Raw genomic sequence first — 19,360 nt, forward strand, 5'->3', positions numbered from 1 at the left:
TTATTGGTTTAAATAGTTTCTTAATAGAACAACAAACCAGTAAAGCGAAATTAACTGGTTACAAAGTCCAAACAGCCAGATAAAACATCGTCATAACATATTGATTACCCTTAGAAACCGTTCACTTATATTTAATCAATAACAGCTCAATTATCACGCAACTGAACTAATGTGTGGTTGCCCTTTTCTCTGCGACAAAATGCTGTATTATGCGAACTATTGCGACATTTTGCAGGATTGCTGCCATGCACAAAACCGCGCGTCAAAAATATGTGCTCGACATCATCAGCGAGCAGGGACAGGCCAGCATCACTGAGCTGGCAGAAAAGCTGCAGGTCTCTGCGGATACCATTCGCCGCGATCTCACGGACCTCGAAAAACAAGGGCTGGCGCAGAAGAACCACGGAGGCGCTATCGCGCTCAATCTTTCGGCCATGAATCGCCAGGGCAGAAATACGCTCCTGCCGGCGACCAAGCAGCGGCTGGGAAAACAGGTGGCACAGCAGGTTCCGCCGGGCTCTACGCTGTTTCTGGATGCGGGCAGTACGGTCATGGCGGTGGCCTCTTTTCTTCAGGGGCCGCTGACGGTGATCACCACCTCGCTGGATATCGCCCACGCTTTTAGCGACCGGGAGGATATCGAGCTGATCCTGCTCGGCGGGAAATGGGATCAGAAGCAACGCCTGTTTGCTGGCGGTGCCACCCTCTCCCTGCTTTCACGGTATCGGGCGGATATCGCCATCCTTGGCGCCTGCGCCCTTCATTCATCACTCGGTCTGAGTGCCGGGACGGAAGCCGATGCAGAAGTCAAACGGGCGATGCTTGCCGCCAGCCAGACGCACTGGATCGTCGCAGACCATCTGAAAGTCAACCGCTGTGAGCCGTATCTGGTGTGCGGGTTAGACGAAATTCATCAACTGTTTTTAGATCGTCCCTGGCCTGAGCTTGGGGACCAGAGCACAGTGCCCGTCACGGTTTGCGCTCATTAACGTGGAGAAGGTCATGAGTAAAATGAAGACAATCAACATTGCGCTGATCGGGTATGGTTTTGTCGGTAAAACCTTCCATGCCCCGCTCATCCAGTCTGTGGACGGGCTTACGCTGGCGGTGGTTTCCTCCCGTGATGAGGAGAAAGTTAAGCGCGATCTGCCGGACGTGCAGGTGGTTACTACCCCGGAAGAGGCCATTACGCACCCTGATATTGACCTGGTGGTGATCGCCTCCCCTAACGCCACCCATGCTCCGCTGGCCACGCTGGCCCTGAACGCCGGAAAACACGTGGTGGTGGATAAACCCTTCACGCTCGATATGCAGGAAGCGCGCGATCTTATTGCCCTGGCGGAGGAAAAGCAGCTTCTTCTCTCCGTGTTCCACAACCGCCGCTGGGACAGTGATTTCCTGGGCATTAAGGACGTTATCACACAGGGCACCCTCGGGAAGGTGAAACTGTTTGAGTCGCACATTGACCGCTTCCGCCCGGAAGTGCGCGTGCGCTGGAGAGAACAGAACGTACCGGGAAGCGGACTGTGGTTTGACCTGGGGCCGCACCTGATCGACCAGACGCTACAGCTCTTTGGTCTGCCTCACTCGGTGCAAGGGAATATCGCGACGCTGCGCGACGGCGCAGAAGTGAACGACTGGGCGCATGTGGTCTTAAACTACCCTGATCATAAGGTTATTTTGCACGCCAGCATGCTGGTCGCCGGGGGTACCGCGCGCTTTACCGTCCATGGGGATAAGGGCAGCGTAGTGAAGGCCCGTATCGATCAGCAGGAAGCCCAGCTGCTGACCGGCATCGTTCCGGGAAGTGAAACCTGGGGTGAGGACAGCGACAGTATGGTCTTCTTTGGGGCTGACGGCGCGCCGCAGACCATTACCACGCCGAAAGGCGATCAGCGCCAGTATTACATTAATGTGCGCGATGCTCTGCTCGGGAAGATTGCCAATCCGGTTCATCCTGTCGAGGCATTAGCGGTGATGGCGGTACTGGAAGCGGCGGTGAAATCGTCAGAGACCGGGTCAACCCAGGGGCTGGCATTAACAGCTGAAGAGCGTGCTCTGCTGCAATAAAAAACGGGTTTTGTAGGCCGGGTAAGCGCAGCGCCACCCGGCGAGAAAGGCGGCAAAAGTGTTGAGGGCTATTGCCGCTTTTTCGGCATCATGCGCAGCAGCGTATTATCTTTCCAGAAATAGTGATGCATCAGCGCCGCCGCTGCGTGCAGGCCAATGACAAAATAGCCGAGGTTCGCCAGCGTCTCGTGCCACTCTTTTAGCCCATCAGCCAGATCAAAGTTGGATTCCGCCGCGTGCGGCATGGCGATGCCAAAGGCAAACCAGTCGTTTCCACGGTTATACATCATCACCAGGCCAATCAGTGGCAAAGCAATAAACAGCAGATAAATCACCAGATGCCCCAGATGCGAAAGGCCAGTGATCATCGCTTTCGGTTTCGGCTCAATCGGCGGCGCGCGGAACTTCAGGCGCACCAGCAGACGTGTCACCATCAATACCAGGATAGCGATCCCGCATGAGACGTGGATCATATTGATCAGCGGTCGGTCGGTACGCGGAAAGAAGCCTCTGAACTCCATGGCGCAGTAGGCGACGATAACTAACAGAAACACCAGCCAGTGAATGCCGATTTGCAGACCTGTATATTTAGTGCGCATGTGATTTTCCGATAAAAAACAGTTACCGCGCCAACATAACGACCTTTCCTTAAAAATTCATTAACTTTTCTGTATGGATTTTCAAATACTTCCCGGGGCATGAAGCATCTTCAATTGCTGCCCCGCCCCTCATGGTCTAAGCCTGGATAAGTTCAAACTGTCGCATCGACACGTTTACAGGAGAAAACCATGAGTAAAATTGGCATTAACGGATTTGGACGCATTGGACGCCTGGTACTTCGTCGCCTTCTTGAAACCCAGGACAGCAACACCGTCGTCGCCATCAACGACCTCACCTCTCCCAAAGTACTGGCCTATCTGCTCCGGCATGATTCTAACTACGGCGGCTTCCCATGGAGCGTGGATTTCACCGAAGACGCGCTGATTGTGGACGGTAAAACCATCGCGGTGTACGCCGAGAAAGAGGCCAGACATATCCCGTGGAAAGCCGCTGGGGTGGATATCGTCGTGGAATGCACCGGTTTTTATACGTCGGAAGAAAAATCCAGAGCGCATCTGGATGCTGGCGCCAAAAAAGTCCTGATCTCCGCGCCAGCAGGTGAGATGAAAACCATTGTGTTTAACGTTAACGACGACACCATTGACGCCAGCGATACCATTATCTCTGTCGCCTCCTGCACCACCAACTGCCTCGCCCCGCTGGCAAAAGCCCTGCACGATGCTTTTGAGATTAAAGTGGGCACCATGACCACCATTCACGCCTATACCGGTACCCAGGCGCTGGTGGATGGTCCGCGCGGGAAAGATCTGCGCGCCTCACGCGCGGCGGCGGAGAACATCATTCCCCACACCACGGGTGCTGCCAAAGCGATTGGCCTGGTGATCCCGGCACTCAGCGGCAAACTGAAAGGTCATGCCCAGCGCGTACCGGTGAAAACCGGCTCGGTAACGGAACTGGTCGCCATTCTGGGCAAAAAGGTCACCGTTGAAGAGGTGAATGCCGCACTGAAAAAAGCGACGCAGGGAAATAAATCCTTTGGCTATACCGATGAAGAGATTGTGTCGTCAGATGTCATTGGCTCGCACTTTGGCTCGGTGTTTGACGCCACGCAAACCGAAGTGACCGAGGCGGGCGAACTGCAACTGGTGAAAGCCGTCGCCTGGTATGACAACGAGTATGGCTTTGTGACGCAGCTGGTGCGCACGCTTGATAAATACGCCGCACTTTAATAACGCTGACGGGTGGTCATACCATCCGTCGCTCTCCCTTACCGCATGGCTTACTCTTCATCATCTGTTTTCCAGAATAAAATTATTCACGAAATTTTTGAATCACACGTTAATTATCATTAGAACTTCTAAAATGAAGTTTTAAATATGCTTGCTTTAATTTCATAAACACTCCCAATAATATAAATCACAAGACAGGCAAGCGGTCTGTCAAAACAAATACCCCCTATGAAATTGTTAAGGAACAACAATGAAAAAAGTTATTTTGGCTTCATTAATTGCACTGGCCAGCGCATCAGCTTTCGCAGAACCTACCGCTGTATTAAAAGTACACGGAACGTTGACCAATGCGGCGTGTACGCCTTCTATCGGCAACGGCGGGGTCATTGATTACGGCTATATTCGCCTCGGAGAACTTTCTGCACTGGAAAATAATAATTTGGGACAAAAACAGGTACCTGTCACCATTACCTGTTCTTCGCCAACCAAAGTGGGCTTTACCATTCTTGATAACCGTAGCGACAGCAACGCGCGACTGCCGGTTGATATCGGTAAAAACTTAAACCAGTCGGTGAAATATTATACTTACGGCGTGGGTACCACGTCCGAAGGCGTAAATATTGGTGACTACGGCATGTGGATGACGGATGTCACGGCAGATGGCAAAGTCGTAGACCCGATTGTCAACAACCACGACTGGAATCCTGATATCTGGAAAAAAAGCGGTATTCCGCGTAGTGATGCGTTCCAGACCGTCGCCTTTGCTGATACAGGGACCACCGCACCGTTGGCTATCACCACAGCTAACTTTAACTTTGTTACTAATCTGACGATTCGTGACACTACTGCGCTGGCGATTACCGACGATACTCCTCTCGACGGTCAGGCGACGATGACCCTGGTATATCTCTAATCATATAATTTGCTTATACCGGTTCAGCGTAACCCTGAACCGGTACTTTTCCCCGTTATATTCACACAACAAATAAAAAGCCTTCTTTTATTTGTCGCTTTCGCATATCTTTAGTTTTTCTACAAAATAAATTCAACTTTAATAAATATACCAAAAACTCAATACTCAATATTATTTCCGCCAGGTGAATGGGAACGCCATCGCTGCGTTCACTTATCATTCCCGCATGTCTTATATTCATGAAAAGGAAAAATCAAGGATGAAAAAAATCATTCTGGCTACAGCCATCGCGTTGAGCACCACATCAGCTTTTGCAGCCGGAACTGCTGTTATTAAGGTTAAAGGTACATTAACCAACGCAGCATGTACTGCTGAGCTGGGTAACGGCGGTGTTATCGATTACGGCTTTATTCGTCTCGGTGAGTTATCCGAAAACTCACATAATCAACTCGGTCAGAAACAGATACCTGTGACCATAAATTGCTCTGCGCCAACCAAAATAGGTTTCACTATCACCGATAATCGCAGCGACAGCAACGCACAACTTCCTGTTGATATTGGTAAGAATAAGAATATTACAAATAAATATTATACTTATGGCGTTGGTTTCACGAACGACGGGAAAAAGATCGGTAACTACGGCATGTGGATGACCGGTACCACCGCAGACGGTAAAACTGTAGACCCTATTGGGCATAACCACGACTGGTCCGCAACAAGTTGGAAATATTCCGGTATTCCACGCAGCGATACTTTCCAGACCATCGCCTTTGCTGAAACCGGCACCACCACCCCATTGGCTATCACCACGGCTAACTTTAACTTCGTGACCAACCTGGTGATTTGGGATACCTCCACCCTGGCCATTACCGACGATACCCCACTGGACGGCCAGAACACCATGACGCTGGTTTATCTGTAATTTTTCGCGCTTTGTTCAATACCGGGTCAGCGGCAAACGCTGGCCCGGTATTTTTTTGCGTCCACATTCACAACAGGGATCGGCTTACCAACGCATCGGTCAAAATGACATCGTTGCGTAAGATATTCCACGCCGCCTCGATCTCATCAGGTATCTCCACATGGGCAATAAAATCACGTCCTGCCGGACCGTAACCGTTAACATCGTCGCGAAGGCGCGGCAGTTCACCCAGCACCAGCGACAAATAGCGTTCCACCGGCCAGATCCCTTCTCCGGAATCGCTGAACTCCAGCCCATCGTCGCCGTTTTGCAGGACGGGCGTAAAGCCCGCGTGGCTCACCCATTCCGGCGATACGGGTTCGTCCCGACACACGCGGGCGAACGTTGCCATGGTGCGGCGCTGCATGGTTGGATCCTGCACCACCAGCACCCTTTCAGGGGCAAACTGATGGTGCTTCATTAATTCGCGGCTAAAGCGGGCGTTCTCCCCGCAGTTCGTTGACTGATCTTCCACCCACACCCGGTCTGCCGGGATCTGCCAGAATTGACGGGCGATATCCGCCAGGATAGCCGCCTCTGCCCGGCCCGTGGTGGGAATGGTGTGATAGCGCGGATGTTTCGCAATTGCGGCATAGAGAAAAGTGGTGGAGTGTCCGATGCCTCCGCTAATGATCATGGGCACCCCCTTCTCCGCCGCCAGACGGCAGGCAGCTTCGATGGTTGGAATGACGGCATTCCCCGCCAGAATCACCATATCCACGGACTGACCCGGTTGCAGGTCATCCTGCGCCAGCCACTGCCCAACCGTGTTTACGGCACTGAGCGTGCTGCCGGGCAAACAGGGAAAAATTGTCGGTATCATCGTAACCTCCTTACAGCATTTGGATTAGCGTACCGCACTTGTCGCGTCAAAACAGGCGTTGATTCCTAAAGTGCCAGCGATAAGGCCGCTCTTTTTCCTAAAACCTTCAGTTCAACATTTGATTAACATGCGTAAATCATATTCACTTGTATTATGTTTTACGGCAGACGTAGAATCGCCAGCCTGTTAATTCTTCCATTTTATCAAAGGTAAACGACGTTATGCGCCTGCCCGAACGCGACCCTTATGCTCCTCGCGAGTGGCAGCCACACGAGAAACCCGCCCTGCTGGGTTCACCCTCCACGCCGGAGCACAGCACGCCAAAGCGGATTGCCTATGGCGTTGTCGGTCTGCTGGTTTGCCTGACGGGCGCCCTGGGGAATGCGGTAGTCACCGCCAACCTGCAAAATTTGCAGGGCACCTTTGGCGCCTGGTCAACCGAGATCGCCTGGCTACCGGCGGTCTATGTAATGACCAATATCTCCATTAACCTGCTGCTGGTGAAATTCCGCCAGCAGTATGGTCTGCGCGCCTTCACCGAAGGTTTTCTGGTGCTGTATGTGCTGGTCACTTTTTTCCACCTGTTTGTCAACGATCTTAGCTCGGCGCTGATGGTGCGCGCCGCGCACGGGATGGTGGCCGCCGCGCTCAGCTCGCTGGGGATTTATTACCAGATCCAGGCCTGGCCGGCGAAACACCGCCTGAAGGCGTTGACCATTGGCATCACCGGCTCGTCACTGGCCATTCCGCTGGCGAGACTCTTTTCAACCGAGCTGTTGCAGCTTGATGAGTGGCGCGGGCTCTATTTCTTCGAGCTGGGGCTGGCCCTCATCTCGCTGGCGTGCGTGATTGCGCTGAAACTGCCGCCAGGCGATCGGCGTAAGGTCTTTGAGAAAAAAGACTTTATCACCTTCTTTTTACTGGCACCGGGTATGGCGCTGCTGTGCGCGGTGCTGTCGCTGGGCCGTCTGGACTGGTGGTTTGAAGCGCCGTGGATCGGCTGGTCGCTGGCGCTCTCGCTGGTGCTGATTGTTTCCGCCATCGTGTTCGAACATAACCGCAGTAACCCGCTGCTGAACACCCGCTGGCTGTCGAGCGGCAGTATTGTGCGCCTTGGGTTGATTATGCTGCTGATCCGCATCGTGCTGGCCGAGCAAAACACCGGCGTCATCGGCTGGCTGCAGTACGTGGGGTTACAGAACGAGCAGATGACGCACCTGGCGTGGTCCATATTTGCCGGGATCGTCTGCGGGATCGTCACCAGCTGTCTGACCATTAAGCCGACCAAACTGGCGTGGCCGATTATCACCTCCCTGGTGCTGATGATTGTCGCCTCGCTGCTGGACAGCCAGTCCAACAACCTGACGCGCCCGGATCAGTTGATGCTCAGCCAGTTCCTGCTGGGCTTTGGCAGTGCCTTCTTCCTCGCCCCCGCGATGCTGGCCGCCATTGGCGGCGTGATCGCCGACCCGCGTAATCTGGTGAGCTTCTCGGTAATGTTCGGCATGAGCCAGAACCTCGGCGGCCTGCTGGGCTCGGCTATTCTCGGTACCTTCCAGACCTGGCGCGAAAAGTATCACTCCAGCCTGCTGGCGGACCAGCTCACCACGCTCAATCCGCTGGTTAACGAGCGGATTCAGCTTTATACCCAGATGTACAAAAGCCTGATTGGCGACAGCGCCCTGTTGGGCACGCAGGCGATCACCCAGTTGCAGACGGTGACCGCGCTTGAGGCAAACATTCTGGCTTACAACGACACCTATTTACTGACCGCGAGTATTGCCGCGGCCACGCTGGTCTGGATTTTATGGCGCTTGCTGCGCCTGCGCATCACTGCCCGTATGGCGCTTAAGAACGCCACCGGCAACAAATAATTGAAATATTTCTGGAGAGTTTATGAGTCAGCAGGATGCCGCCAAAGAGCAGGCCAACACCCGCAAAAATGTGCGCATTGTTTCCGTTTTCACCGCCGCTGCCATCGGTATTGTCGGCGTGCTGGTGATCCTTTACGCGTGGCAGCTCCCGCCGTTCACCCGCCACGCGCAGTTTACCGATAACGCTTACGTGCGCGGCCAGACCACGTTCATCAGCCCGCAGGTAAATGGCTATATCACCGAAGTGAAGGTACAGGATTTCGCGCAGGTTAAAAAAGGCGAGCTTCTGCTGCAGATCGATGACCGTATCTATCGCCAGCGGGTACATCAGGCCGAGGCGCAGCTGGCGATGAAAATTGCCGCCCTGAATAACAACCTCCAGCAACGTAAAAGCGCGGAAGCCGTCATCGCAAAAAATGACGCCGCGCTGAAAAATGCCCGCGCCCAGAGTCTGAAAACCCAGGCGGATTTAAAGCGGGTGAAAGACCTGACGGCTGACGGATCGCTCTCCATCCGCGAACGCGACGCGGCGCTGGCCAGCGCGGCCCAGGGCAGTGCCGATATTGAGCAGGCAAAAGCGACGCTTGAGATGTCGCGCCAGGATCTGCAGACGGTAATTGTGAATCGTGGTGCGCTGGAGGCGGATGTGGAAAACGCCAAAGCGGCGCTGGAGCTGGCACAAATCGACCTGCAAAATACCCGCATTGTGGCGCCGCGTGACGGCCAGCTGGGGCAGATCGCGGTGCGTCTGGGCGCGTATGTCACGGCCGGGACGCATCTCACCACCCTGGTACCGCCGCAGCACTGGGTGATCGCCAATATTAAAGAGACCCAGCTCGCGGAGCTGCGCGTGGGCCAGCCGGTGAAATTTACCGTTGATGCGCTCAATAACAAAGCCTATCAGGGTCGCGTGGAGAGCATCTCCCCGGCGACCGGCGTCGAATTCAGTGCCATCACGCCGGATAACGCCACCGGGAACTTTGTCAAAATCGCCCAGCGTATTCCGGTGCGTATCGAAGTGCTGGGTAAGCCGGAAGAGTCGGCACTGTTGCGTCCTGGCATGTCGGTACAGGTGACCATTGATACGCGGGAGGCGAAGCAATGACACTTCGCCCGCTAGCCAGCCTGCTGGTTGCCGTTCTGCTTGCCGGATGCCAGTCGGTGGATGTCAAACCTGCCCAACCGTCACTGCATATTCCTGCCCAGTGGCGGGCGGCATCCGGCCCCGCCAGCGCGCCTGAGCAGTTGTGGTGGCGAAATTTTCACGACAACAATCTCAACCGCTACGTGGATCAGGCGCTGAAAAATAACAGCGACGTGCTGATCGCCCGCGAACGGATCAATGAGTATCAGGCAAGAGTCTATGCCGCTGACGGCAGCCTGTTTCCGTCGCTGGATGCGGGCGTAACCGGCACCCGCGCCCGGACGCAATCGGCCGCCACGGGGTTACCGGTATACAGTACTCTGTACAAAGGCAGCCTCACCGCCAGCTATGATGTGGATATCTGGGGCGTCAACCGCAGCACGGCCAATGCCGCGCAGGCCTCGCTGGAGGCGCAAAAAGCCGCCGCCGCTGCCGCAGATTTAACTGTCGCCTCGTCGGTGGCCTCCGGGTATGTCACCCTGCTCTCGCTTGACGAACAGCTTCGCGTCACCGAGTCCACGCTGAAATCACGCGAAGAGGCATTTAATCTTGCTAAACGGCAGTTTGAAACGGGCTACAGTTCGCGCCTGGAGCTGATGCAGTCTGACTCTGAGCTGCGGGCCACCCGGGCGCAGGTGCCGCTGCTGCAGCATCAGATCGCGCAGCAAGAGAATGCCCTGAGTCTGCTGCTGGGCAGTAACCCGGGCGAGGTGGCGCGCAGTGAAAGCTTCAGCACGCTTACACCGCTCAGGCTGCCTTCACAGTTGCCGTCATCGTTGCTTAACCGACGACCTGACATCGTTCAGGCGGAGCGTCAGCTTATTGCGGCCGATGCCAGCCTTGCCGCCTCGCGCGCCAGCCTGTTGCCGTCGATCAACCTGACGGCGACCGGATCGATTCAGGATCGCACCCTTTCCGGCCTGCTGGACAACCCGTTACAGCTCTGGAGCGCAGGCGGCAGTATTCTCGCCCCACTGCTGAACCGCCAGGCGCTGAATGCGCAGGTGGATATCTCCCAGTCGCAGCGTAATCAGGCGCTGTACGCCTATGAGAAAACCGTGCGCAATGCGTTTGCCGAAGTGAACAACAGCCTTGACGCCATTACGCGTTATCAGGAACAACTTAGCGAACTGCTGGCCCAGCAGGAGGTGGCCCAGGAGACGCTGCGCATTGCGCAGAACCGCTATCGCAACGGCTATTCATCTTATCTGGATGTGCTCGACGCACAGCGTACACTTTACTCGGTGCAAACCAACGTGGTGCAGGTGAAAAATAACCTGCTGCTGGCGCAGATTGATTTGTATAAAGCGCTGGGCGGCGGTTGGGTCAATCTCTGAAGGCGCTTAACGGGCCTGGATTTCGTCACACAGGCCGGGTAAGGCGCAGCCGCCACCCGGCGATTCCCCCTCAGGAGACAATTTATGCAACAACAGTGGTCTGCAGTTGATAATTTCATGATTTCGTCGCTTATTCCTGAAGATGAGGTACTGAGCAAGGTACTGGAAAACAACCAGCGCGCCGGACTCCCCGAACACGATGTTGCGGCCAATCAGGGGCAACTGCTGGCGCTGTTAGTGCGCATGACGCAGGCGCGGCGCGTTCTGGAGATCGGTACGCTGGGTGCTTACAGTTCAATCTGGATGGCGCGCGCCCTGCCGCCGGACGGAAAGCTGATTACGCTTGAGGCCGATTCCACGCATGCCCGCGTGGCGCGGCAGAATATTCAGCTTGCCGGTCTCAACCAACGCATTGAACTCATCGAAGGCCCGGCGCTGACTTCTCTGGAAAATTTCGGCGACGTTCCGCCGTTCGACCTGATCTTTATTGATGCTGATAAGCCAAACAATCCCGGCTACCTCGAATGGGCGCTGCACTACTCCCGCCCCGGCACGGTGATTATCGGCGATAACGTGGTGCGCGATGGCGAAGTGATTAACGGCCAAAGCGACGACGCGCGCGTGCAGGGTGTTCGCCGGTTTATCGAGATGATGGGGGACAATCCGCGCTTAACCACCACCGCGCTGCAAACGGTCGGGGTTAAGGGGTGGGATGGGTTTACGCTGGCAATTGTGAACGGGTGAAAATTGTGCGGCCTGATGCCCTCACCCCGGTCCTCTCCCACCGGGAGAGGGATCCCCAGTAATTTTTTACCGAAAGCGATGAATGTTGCTTCAGGAAAATGAATGACTTATAGCGACGCCCTGGTCCGGCTGTAAATCGCTGAGGCGTTTCCTGCAGGCCGGGGCGAGGCGCATGGATGCGCCGAGAGGGCGGCTTTACAGGGACGTTACATCCGCCCGTCCCCGATAAGCCGGAAGGAATAAGCCGAAGGCACCGCGAAGCGGCGATTTACCGCCGGGAGCCCGGGTCGCCAGGGCGGCGGCGACTGAGCCGCCCTGGCACGTTCACAAGTCATGCCGTTACAGAGTAGCAAGGAACATAAAGTGAACGGAATGACCTCCACAGCCGTATGTTCCCCCTCACCCCAGCCCTCTCCCAAAGGGAGAGGGGGCCGTCTGTGCAGGCATTATTTATGGGGATCCCTCAGCCCGGAGAGAGAGGGAGAAAACAGGGTGTTAAGCCGAAATCTGCTCAATCGCCTGCAAAATACGTTTATCCGAAATCGGATACGGCGTACCGAGCTGCTGGGCAAAGAAGCTGACGCGTAACTCTTCGATCATCCAGCGGATCGCCTGAACGTCTTCATCGTCACGACGTGCCGGTGGCAGTTTGTTTAACCACTGCTGCCACGCCTGCTGCACGTTTTCAACTTTCAGCATCTGGGCACGGTCACGATGCGGATCGATGGCCATTTTCTCCAGCCGTTTTTCAATCGCCTGCAGGTAACGCAGCGTGTCGCCGAGACGGTTGAAGCCATTGCCGGTGACAAAGCCCCGGTACACCAGGCCCGCCATCTGCGCTTTGACATCCGAAAGCCCCAGCGCCATGGTCATATCCACGCGCCCTTTCAGGCGTTTGTTGATATTGAACACGGTGGTGAGGATCTGCTCGACCTGTTTGGCAATATCGACCACGGTGTCGTTCAGCTCCGCGCGTACCTTTTCATGAAGCTGAGCAAAGCCCTCTTCTGACCAGACCGGACCGCCCGCCTCGTGGATCAGCTTGTCCACGCCGCAGGAGATGCAGTCGTCGATCAGATCCAGCACTTTGCCGTACGGGTTAAAGTACAGCCCCAGCTTGGCTTTGTTCGGCAGCTTCTCGTGCAGATACTTGATCGGCGACGGGATGTTGAGCAGCAACAGGCGGCGCAGCCCGCGCCACATCATCTGCTGCTGTTCCTGCGGGTTATCAAACAGCTTGATCGCCACGCTGTCGCGCTCATCCACCAGTGCAGGCCAGGCCTTCACTTTGTAGTTACCGCGTTTTTGCTCGTAGCTTTCGGGGAGCTGACCAAAGCTCCAGATGTGCAGCCCGCTCTGCTCAATCCCATCATCCGCCACCGCGGACAAGGTCTCCTGCACTTTGCCTTTCAGCGCCTCTTTCAGCGCGGTGAGCGAACGGCCTTCCTGCAGCTTCTTGTTTTTATCGTCCACCACGCGGAAGGTGATTTTCAGGTGATCGGGCACCTGATCCCAGTTCCAGTCTTCGCGGTCAATGGTGGTACCGGTCATGCGGCGGAACTCACGCTCCAGCGCATCCAGCAGCGGCATCTCCAGCGGCGTGACGCGGCCTAAAAACGCTTCGGCGTAGTTAGGGGCCGGAACAAAGTTACGCCGCACCGGTTTCGGCAGCGATTTGATCAGCGCAATCACCAGTTCGCGGCGCAGGCCGGGAATTTGCCACTCAAATCCACTCTCATCTACCTGGTTTAGCAGTGGCAGCGGGATATGAACGGTGACACCATCCGCGTCCGTTCCCGGCTCAAACTGATAGGTCAGCCGCAGCTTAAGGTTGCCCTGATGCCAGAAGTTCGGGTAGTCGAGCTTACTGACCGACTCCGCCCCTTCTTTAATCAGCATGCTCTTTTCAAAGTTGAGCAGATCCGGCGTCTCTTTGCTGGCCTTCTTCCACCAGCTGTCAAAGTGGCGGGCGGAAATGACATCGTGGCTGATGCGCTGGTCGTAAAATTCGAACAGCGTCTCGTCATCCACCAGAATGTCGCGACGACGGGATTTGTGCTCCAGCTCTTCCACTTCGGCACGCAGCTTGAGGTTTTCACGGAAGAAGGCGTGACGCGTCTGCCAGTCGCCCTCCACCAGCGCGTGGCGGATAAACAGCTCGCGGCACAGCGCCGGGTCAATCTGGCTGTAGTTGACCTTACGCGCGGCCACCACCGGCAGACCGTAGACGGTCACTTTTTCGGTTGCCATCACCGCCCCCTGCGCGCGCTCCCAGTGCGGTTCACTGTATGAGCGTTTCAGCAGGTGTTGCGCCACCGGCTCCACCCATTCCGGATCGATACGCGCGGCAATACGCCCCCACAGACGGCTGGTTTCCACCAGTTCAGCAACCATGGTCCACTTGGGTGGTTTCTTGAACAACCCGGAGCCGGGGAAGATGGAGAAACGGGCGTTGCGCGCACCGGTATACTCCTGCTTTTCGGCATCCTTCATGCCGATATGGGACAGCAGTCCGGTCAGCAATGCGATGTGAATTTCGCGGTACTCCGCCGGTTCACTGTTCACCGGAATACCCAGCTCTTTCACCACCTGGCGCAGTTGGGTGTAAATATCCTGCCACTCGCGCACGCGCAGGTAGTTGAGGAAATCCACGCGGCACTGACGGCGGAACTGGTTAGATGACAGCGCTTTCTGCTGCTCGCCGAGGTAGTTCCACAGGTTCACGAAGGCAAGGAAATCCGACTCTTTGTCGTGGAAGCGACGGTGTTTTTCATCCGACGCCTGCTGTTTGTCCATTGGCCGTTCACGCGGATCCTGAATGGAGAGCGCCGAGGTGATGATCATCGCCTCGCGCACACAGCCGTGTTTTTGCGCTTCCAGCACCATGCGCGCCAGACGCGGGTCCACCGGCAACTGGCTGAGCTGCCGTCCCAGCGGCGTCAGTTTATACGCGGTGGCCTGCTCGTCAGTGGTGATCGCCCCCAGCTCTTCCAGCAGGCGTACGCCGTCCTGAATATTGCGTTTGTCCGGCGCTTCGACAAACGGGAAAGCGGCGATATCGCCCAGCCCCAGCGCGGTCATCTGCAGGATGACGGAAGCGAGGTTGGTGCGCAGGATCTCCGGGTCGGTAAACTCCGGGCGGGAGAGGAAATCGTCTTCTGAATAGAGACGAATACAGATCCCCTCCGACACACGTCCACAGCGCCCTTTACGCTGGTTGGCCGACGCCTGTGAAACCGGCTCAATCGGCAGACGCTGTACCTTGGTGCGGTAGCTGTAGCGGCTGATACGCGCCGTACCCGGATCAATCACATACTTGATGCCCGGCACGGTCAGCGAGGTTTCCGCCACGTTGGTTGCCAGCACGATGCGGCGCCCGCTGTGTGGCTGGAACACGCGGTTCTGTTCGCTGTTGGAGAGACGAGCGTAAAGCGGCAAAATTTCCGTGTGGCGCAGATCGCGCTTGCTGAGCGCATCGGCGGTATCGCGGATCTCACGCTCGCCGCTCATAAAGATCAGAATGTCGCCCGCGCTCTCATTGCCCAGTTCGTCAACGGCGTCGAAAATTGCCTGCAACTGGTCGCGCTCGGTATCCTCCGCCTCCTCCACGATCGGGCGATAGCGCACTTCTACCGGATAGGTACGACCGGAAACTTCAATAATCGGTGCGTTATTGAAATGTTTTGAGAAACGCTCCGGGTCGATGGTCGCGGAGGTGATAATAATTTTCAGATCCGGGCGACGCGGCAGTAGCTCTTTCAGGTAGCCGAGCAGGAAGTCGATGTTCAGACTGCGCTCGTGCGCCTCATCAATAATGATAGTGTCGTACTGCATCAGCAGACGATCCTGCTGAATTTCCGCCAGCAGGATACCGTCGGTCATCAGCTTGACCATGGTGTTATCGCTCACATGGTCGCTGAAACGCACCTTATAACCGATGCAGCCGCCCGGCTCCGTTTGCAGCTCCTCGGCAATACGGTTCGCCACGGTACGCGCCGCCAGACGACGCGGCTGGGTATGACCAATCAGGCCCTTCACTCCGCGGCCGAGCTCCATACAGATTTTTGGCAGCTGTGTGGTTTTCCCCGAGCCGGTCTCCCCCGCCACGATCACCACCTGGTGGTCGCGCACGGCGTTGAGGATCTCCTGCTTCTTCTGACTGACGGGCAGATTTTCCGGATAGGTAATTGCCGGACGAGCCGCTTCGCGCAGCACAACTTTCCCTGCCGCCTGTTCAATCTCTTTCGCCATCTCCTGGAAAATGGCCTGTTGTGCATCAGGATTTTTAACCTTCTTCACCCCGTGCAAGCGGCGAGCAAAGCGCTGTTTATCGCGCAACATCAGTGAATCAAGCTGTTGCAGGAGCATCGGGAAGGTCAATTTTTGTTGTTCTGTCATAGCATTAACGGGCAGTGCACTGCCGGATAAAATCTCTTTGTAATGATTGCTATAGAGTACCACATCAGCGCTTCCCACGCCTTATTCAAAAAATTCGAACATAGGCTTCGATATATTGCGCTATCTCTGTGGCAGGATTGTGAATAAAGTGTCAACAAGCAACGGGGCAACCCCCTTCAATCAAATGCAAAACAGGAATCACCCATGAGCAAAGTATTAGTTTTGAAATCCAGTATTCTGGCAGGGTACTCTCAGTCTGGTCAGCTGTCTGATTACTTCGTTGAACAGTGGCGTGAACACCATTCCGCAGACCAAATCACCGTGCGTGACCTGGCTGCAAACCCAATTCCTGTGCTGGATGGCGAGCTGGTTGGCGCGCTGCGTCCAAGCGATGCACCGCTGAGCCCACGCCAGCAGGAAGCCCTGGCGCTCTCTGATGAGCTGATTGCTGAACTGCAGGCGCACGACGTTATCGTGATCAACGCCCCAATGTACAACTTCAACATCCCAACCCAACTGAAGAACTACTTCGACCTGGTGGCTCGCGCTGGTGTTACCTTCCGTTACACCGAAAATGGCCCGGAAGGTCTGGTGAAAGGCAAGCGTGCCATCGTGCTGACCAGCCGTGGCGGTATTCATAAAGATACCCCAACCGACCTGGTTGCGCCGTACATGAGCCTGTTCCTGGGCTTCATCGGGATCACCGACGTGAACTTCGTGTTTGCAGAAGGTATCGCTTACGGTCCTGAAGTGGCGACCAAAGCACAGACTGACGCGAAAGCCGCGATCGACAGCCTGGTGGCTGCCTAAGATTTCCCCCTCTCACCGCCCGGTGAGAGGGTTTTTCTTTTCTCCCGCATTTCGTTATCATCCGCTCCCACTCTCCAGCCGGGCGGCCTGATGTCTGCGATTATTGATTCTTTTATTGCCCCACCGTGTCATGACGACATTGAGATCCTCTGGCAGGATGAACATCTGCTGCTGATCAATAAACCTTCCGGTCTGCTTAGCCTCTCAGGTAAAAATCCGCAAAATCTCGATTCGGTGCACTATCGTCTGGTTCAAAACTTTCCTGGCTGCACGCTGGTGCATCGCCTGGATTTTGGCACGTCCGGCCTGATGGTGATTGCACGTAATAAGTCGATCAACGCCGCGCTGTGTCAGCAGTTCAGCCAGCGCAGCGTGGAAAAAGTCTACAGCGCCCTGCTTTGCGGCCACCTGGAAAACAATGAAGGGATAATTGACGCGCCGATTGCCAAAGACCCGGCGCTGTTTCCGCTGATGTCGATCTGTGCCGTTAACGGCAAACCCGCCCGTTCACGCTATCGGGTGGTGGAACGCCTGCATCAAAACGCGGCGATGCCGCTCACGCGGGTAGAACTGACGCCTGAAACGGGGCGAACCCACCAGTTGCGCATTCACTGTCAGCTGCTGGGCCACCCGATTTTAGGCTGCGATTTATATGGAGGACGGACGTGGCCTGGCAGCGGAACAACGCCGAGGCTGATGCTGCATGCCAGTCAGTTGAATTTTATTCATCCGGTGAGCGGCGAGCCGGTTAACGCCCGTCACGCCGCACCGTTCTGAACCGTCTTACCACATCAAATCGTCAGGGATTTTGAAATCGGCATACGGATCGTCTTCATCCTGCTCTTCCTGACTCAGGGCGCTATTTAACACAATACTGTCGGCATCGCGCTGGGCAATTTTATCCGCCACCACCGCCGGGATAATGGCGTATTCGCAATCGCCATTAGCGTTAATCACCAGACGTGCGATGGCCAGACGACCGTTAATTAACTGGGTCTGGGTTGCCTTATCCACCTCGATTTTTTTGATCAAATTGCCGTCGGTGAAGTTAAAGGTGATGTTGCCTTTTGCCACCGTGATGCGGTTCATCTCAATCAACTGCTTCACCTGCGCCTTAAACTCTTTGGCGAGCACGGCCTGTTTTTGCTGCTCGCTCAACTGTTTGTCACGCTCAAGCTGCGCTTTTTTGTTCTCTTCTACCGCCTCTCTGGCCTCACGCGCCTGCACGCGGGATTTCTTGGCCGTGCGCTGAACTTTGGCCATTTTCTTGCTGGAGACTAAGCCCGCTTTCAGCATCTGCTCTTGTAAGGTGAGTTTTGTCATGAGTTTGTTTAAACCGGTTGGAAATTTTGGGCAGTATAACTGGAACTGAGCAGTTCATGAAGTTCGCTCATGTTGCTGTGAAATTAAGTCACTTCCCCTGCGCCACCGCGTCAGGCATAAATTATGCATTGATAACTTCCTGGCAACATGAACTTAGGATGCATAACCAAGATGAGTAAAGCTTTTACATTTACCCTTAAGCGCAGTTGCTTCGATGAAAATTATAACCCGTCAGAGAATACGCGTACGACCACCAACTTTGCCAACCTCGCCCGCGGGGAAAAGCGTCAGGAGAACCTGCGTAATACCCTGGTGATGATCAATAACCGCTTTAACGCCCTGGCGCGCTGGGATAACCCCAATGCCGATCGTTACGCGGTCGAGCTTGAGATCGTCTCTGTGGATCTGAATATTGGTGCGGAGAAAACCTTCCCGGCCATTGAAATATTGCAAACCACAATCGTCGATAAAAAAACCAATGAACGCATCGACGGTATTGTCGGCAATAACTTCTCCTCTTACGTGCGCGATTACGATTTCAGCGTCCTGCTGCTGGAGCATAATAAAAACCAGCCCCATTTCACCATTCCGGAGAAGTTTGGTGTCTTGCACGGCAATATCTTCCGCCATTTTGTTAATTCACCGGAATACCGGGAGAATTTCAAAAAAGCACCGGTGATTTGCCTGAGCGTGTCCAGCAAAGACACTTATCGTCGCACGGGTAACCAGCACCCGGTGCTGGGCATTGAGTACACGCCGGATGGCGAGTCATTGACGGAGCAGTACTTCGCGAAAATGGGCCTGAAGGTACGCTATTTCATGCCTGAAAACAGCGTGGCGCCGTTTGCCTTCTTCTTCACCGGCGATTTGCTCAGTGATTACACCAATCTTGAACTGATCGCCACCATCAGCACGATGGAGACGTTCCAGAAGATCTATCGCCCGGAAATTTATAACGCTAACTCGGCGGCAGGACACTGCTATCGCCCCGATCTGAATCAGCAGGATCACTCATTAACCAAAATTGTTTACGACCGTGTTGAACGCAGCCAGCTGGCCATTGAGCAGGGTAAATTCACGGAAGAACAATTTATCAAACCTTACAAACACGTACTCGAGCAGTGGTCTGATAACTACGCGCGTTAATTAATCGAATTTAAAAGGGTTATACAT

General features: G+C 55.1%; 16 protein-coding genes. 12 read left to right on the forward strand and 4 right to left on the reverse strand.

Annotation, left to right across the window (positions count from 1 at the left end; translation table 11 throughout):
* Positions 1–245: 245 nt before the first annotated feature.
* Together APU11_RS03815 and APU11_RS03820 are read left to right on the forward strand one after the other, a co-directional pair.
* On the forward strand, positions 246–989 hold the full coding sequence (locus APU11_RS03815; protein WP_020688693.1) for a DeoR/GlpR family DNA-binding transcription regulator: 744 nt from the start codon (positions 246–248) through the stop codon (positions 987–989).
* A 13-nt stretch (positions 990–1,002) separates the two neighbouring features.
* Positions 1,003–2,070, forward strand: coding sequence for an oxidoreductase (locus APU11_RS03820; RefSeq protein WP_058650331.1), 1,068 nt, complete (start codon positions 1,003–1,005; stop codon positions 2,068–2,070).
* 68 nt (positions 2,071–2,138) lie between these two features.
* Here the strand turns inward: APU11_RS03820 and cybB are convergent, their stop codons facing one another.
* Positions 2,139–2,669 (reverse strand): cytochrome b561, encoded by a 531-nt coding sequence (gene cybB / locus APU11_RS03825; protein ID WP_013096695.1) that lies wholly within the window; start codon positions 2,667–2,669, stop codon positions 2,139–2,141.
* 189 nt (positions 2,670–2,858) lie between these two features.
* Here cybB and gap point away from each other — a divergent pair, with 189 nt between their 5' ends.
* From gap to APU11_RS03840, 3 genes are all read left to right on the forward strand, one after another.
* Entirely contained in the window at positions 2,859–3,860 is a 1,002-nt protein-coding gene (gap, locus tag APU11_RS03830) for a type I glyceraldehyde-3-phosphate dehydrogenase (protein WP_013096696.1), read from the forward strand.
* 250 nt (positions 3,861–4,110) lie between these two features.
* Entirely contained in the window at positions 4,111–4,773 is a 663-nt protein-coding gene (locus APU11_RS03835) for a DUF1120 domain-containing protein (RefSeq protein WP_013096697.1), read from the forward strand.
* A 259-nt stretch (positions 4,774–5,032) separates the two neighbouring features.
* Positions 5,033–5,695: a DUF1120 domain-containing protein gene (locus APU11_RS03840; protein WP_013096699.1), complete on the forward strand. Its 663-nt coding sequence runs from the start codon at positions 5,033–5,035 to the stop codon at positions 5,693–5,695.
* A 67-nt stretch (positions 5,696–5,762) separates the two neighbouring features.
* Here APU11_RS03840 and APU11_RS03845 read toward each other — a convergent pair whose 3' ends face one another.
* Positions 5,763–6,557 carry a YdcF family protein gene (locus tag APU11_RS03845; protein ID WP_060578321.1) on the reverse strand — a complete coding sequence of 265 codons (795 nt, stop codon included), beginning with the start codon at positions 6,555–6,557 and terminating at the stop codon, positions 5,763–5,765.
* A gap of 221 nt (positions 6,558–6,778) precedes the next feature.
* Here APU11_RS03845 and APU11_RS03850 point away from each other — a divergent pair, with 221 nt between their 5' ends.
* The 4 genes from APU11_RS03850 to APU11_RS03865 all read left to right on the forward strand — a co-directional run bounded on the left by APU11_RS03850 (position 6,779) and on the right by APU11_RS03865 (position 11,656).
* Positions 6,779–8,431, forward strand: a complete 1,653-nt coding sequence (locus APU11_RS03850; RefSeq protein ID WP_038980581.1) for an MFS transporter — start codon at positions 6,779–6,781, stop codon at positions 8,429–8,431.
* A gap of 22 nt (positions 8,432–8,453) precedes the next feature.
* Positions 8,454–9,536, forward strand: coding sequence for an HlyD family secretion protein (locus APU11_RS03855; protein ID WP_013096702.1), 1,083 nt, complete (start codon positions 8,454–8,456; stop codon positions 9,534–9,536).
* Positions 9,533–10,912, forward strand: a complete 1,380-nt coding sequence (locus tag APU11_RS03860; RefSeq protein ID WP_058650333.1) for an efflux transporter outer membrane subunit — start codon at positions 9,533–9,535, stop codon at positions 10,910–10,912. The genes APU11_RS03855 and APU11_RS03860 overlap by 4 nt, the downstream gene beginning before the upstream one ends.
* 84 nt (positions 10,913–10,996) lie before the next feature.
* Entirely contained in the window at positions 10,997–11,656 is a 660-nt protein-coding gene (locus tag APU11_RS03865; RefSeq protein ID WP_058650334.1) for an O-methyltransferase, read from the forward strand.
* A 495-nt stretch (positions 11,657–12,151) separates the two neighbouring features.
* On the opposite strand, the gene hrpA is transcribed toward APU11_RS03865, so the two are convergent.
* The gene (hrpA, locus tag APU11_RS03870; RefSeq protein ID WP_058650335.1) at positions 12,152–16,054 is read right to left on the reverse strand and encodes an ATP-dependent RNA helicase HrpA; all 3,903 of its coding nucleotides are present in this window, start codon (positions 16,052–16,054) and stop codon (positions 12,152–12,154) included.
* 204 nt (positions 16,055–16,258) lie between these two features.
* Between hrpA and azoR the strand changes: the two genes are divergently transcribed.
* Both azoR and APU11_RS03880 read left to right on the forward strand, forming a co-directional pair.
* On the forward strand, positions 16,259–16,864 hold the full coding sequence (gene azoR, locus APU11_RS03875) for an FMN-dependent NADH-azoreductase (protein WP_013096706.1): 606 nt from the start codon (positions 16,259–16,261) through the stop codon (positions 16,862–16,864).
* Between the two features lie 90 nt (positions 16,865–16,954).
* Positions 16,955–17,641, forward strand: coding sequence for an RluA family pseudouridine synthase (locus tag APU11_RS03880; RefSeq protein WP_058650336.1), 687 nt, complete (start codon positions 16,955–16,957; stop codon positions 17,639–17,641).
* Positions 17,642–17,647: 6 nt separating this feature from the next.
* Here the strand turns inward: APU11_RS03880 and APU11_RS03885 are convergent, their stop codons facing one another.
* On the reverse strand, positions 17,648–18,187 hold the full coding sequence (locus tag APU11_RS03885) for a DUF2058 domain-containing protein (protein ID WP_013096708.1): 540 nt from the start codon (positions 18,185–18,187) through the stop codon (positions 17,648–17,650).
* A 171-nt stretch (positions 18,188–18,358) separates the two neighbouring features.
* Between APU11_RS03885 and APU11_RS03890 the strand changes: the two genes are divergently transcribed.
* Positions 18,359–19,333, forward strand: coding sequence for a DUF1852 domain-containing protein (locus tag APU11_RS03890; RefSeq protein ID WP_013096709.1), 975 nt, complete (start codon positions 18,359–18,361; stop codon positions 19,331–19,333).
* The last annotated feature ends 27 nt before the right edge of the window (positions 19,334–19,360 follow it).

The organism is Enterobacter sp. 50793107, assembly GCF_001463365.1.
Lineage (GTDB): Bacteria > Pseudomonadota > Gammaproteobacteria > Enterobacterales > Enterobacteriaceae > Enterobacter > Enterobacter cloacae.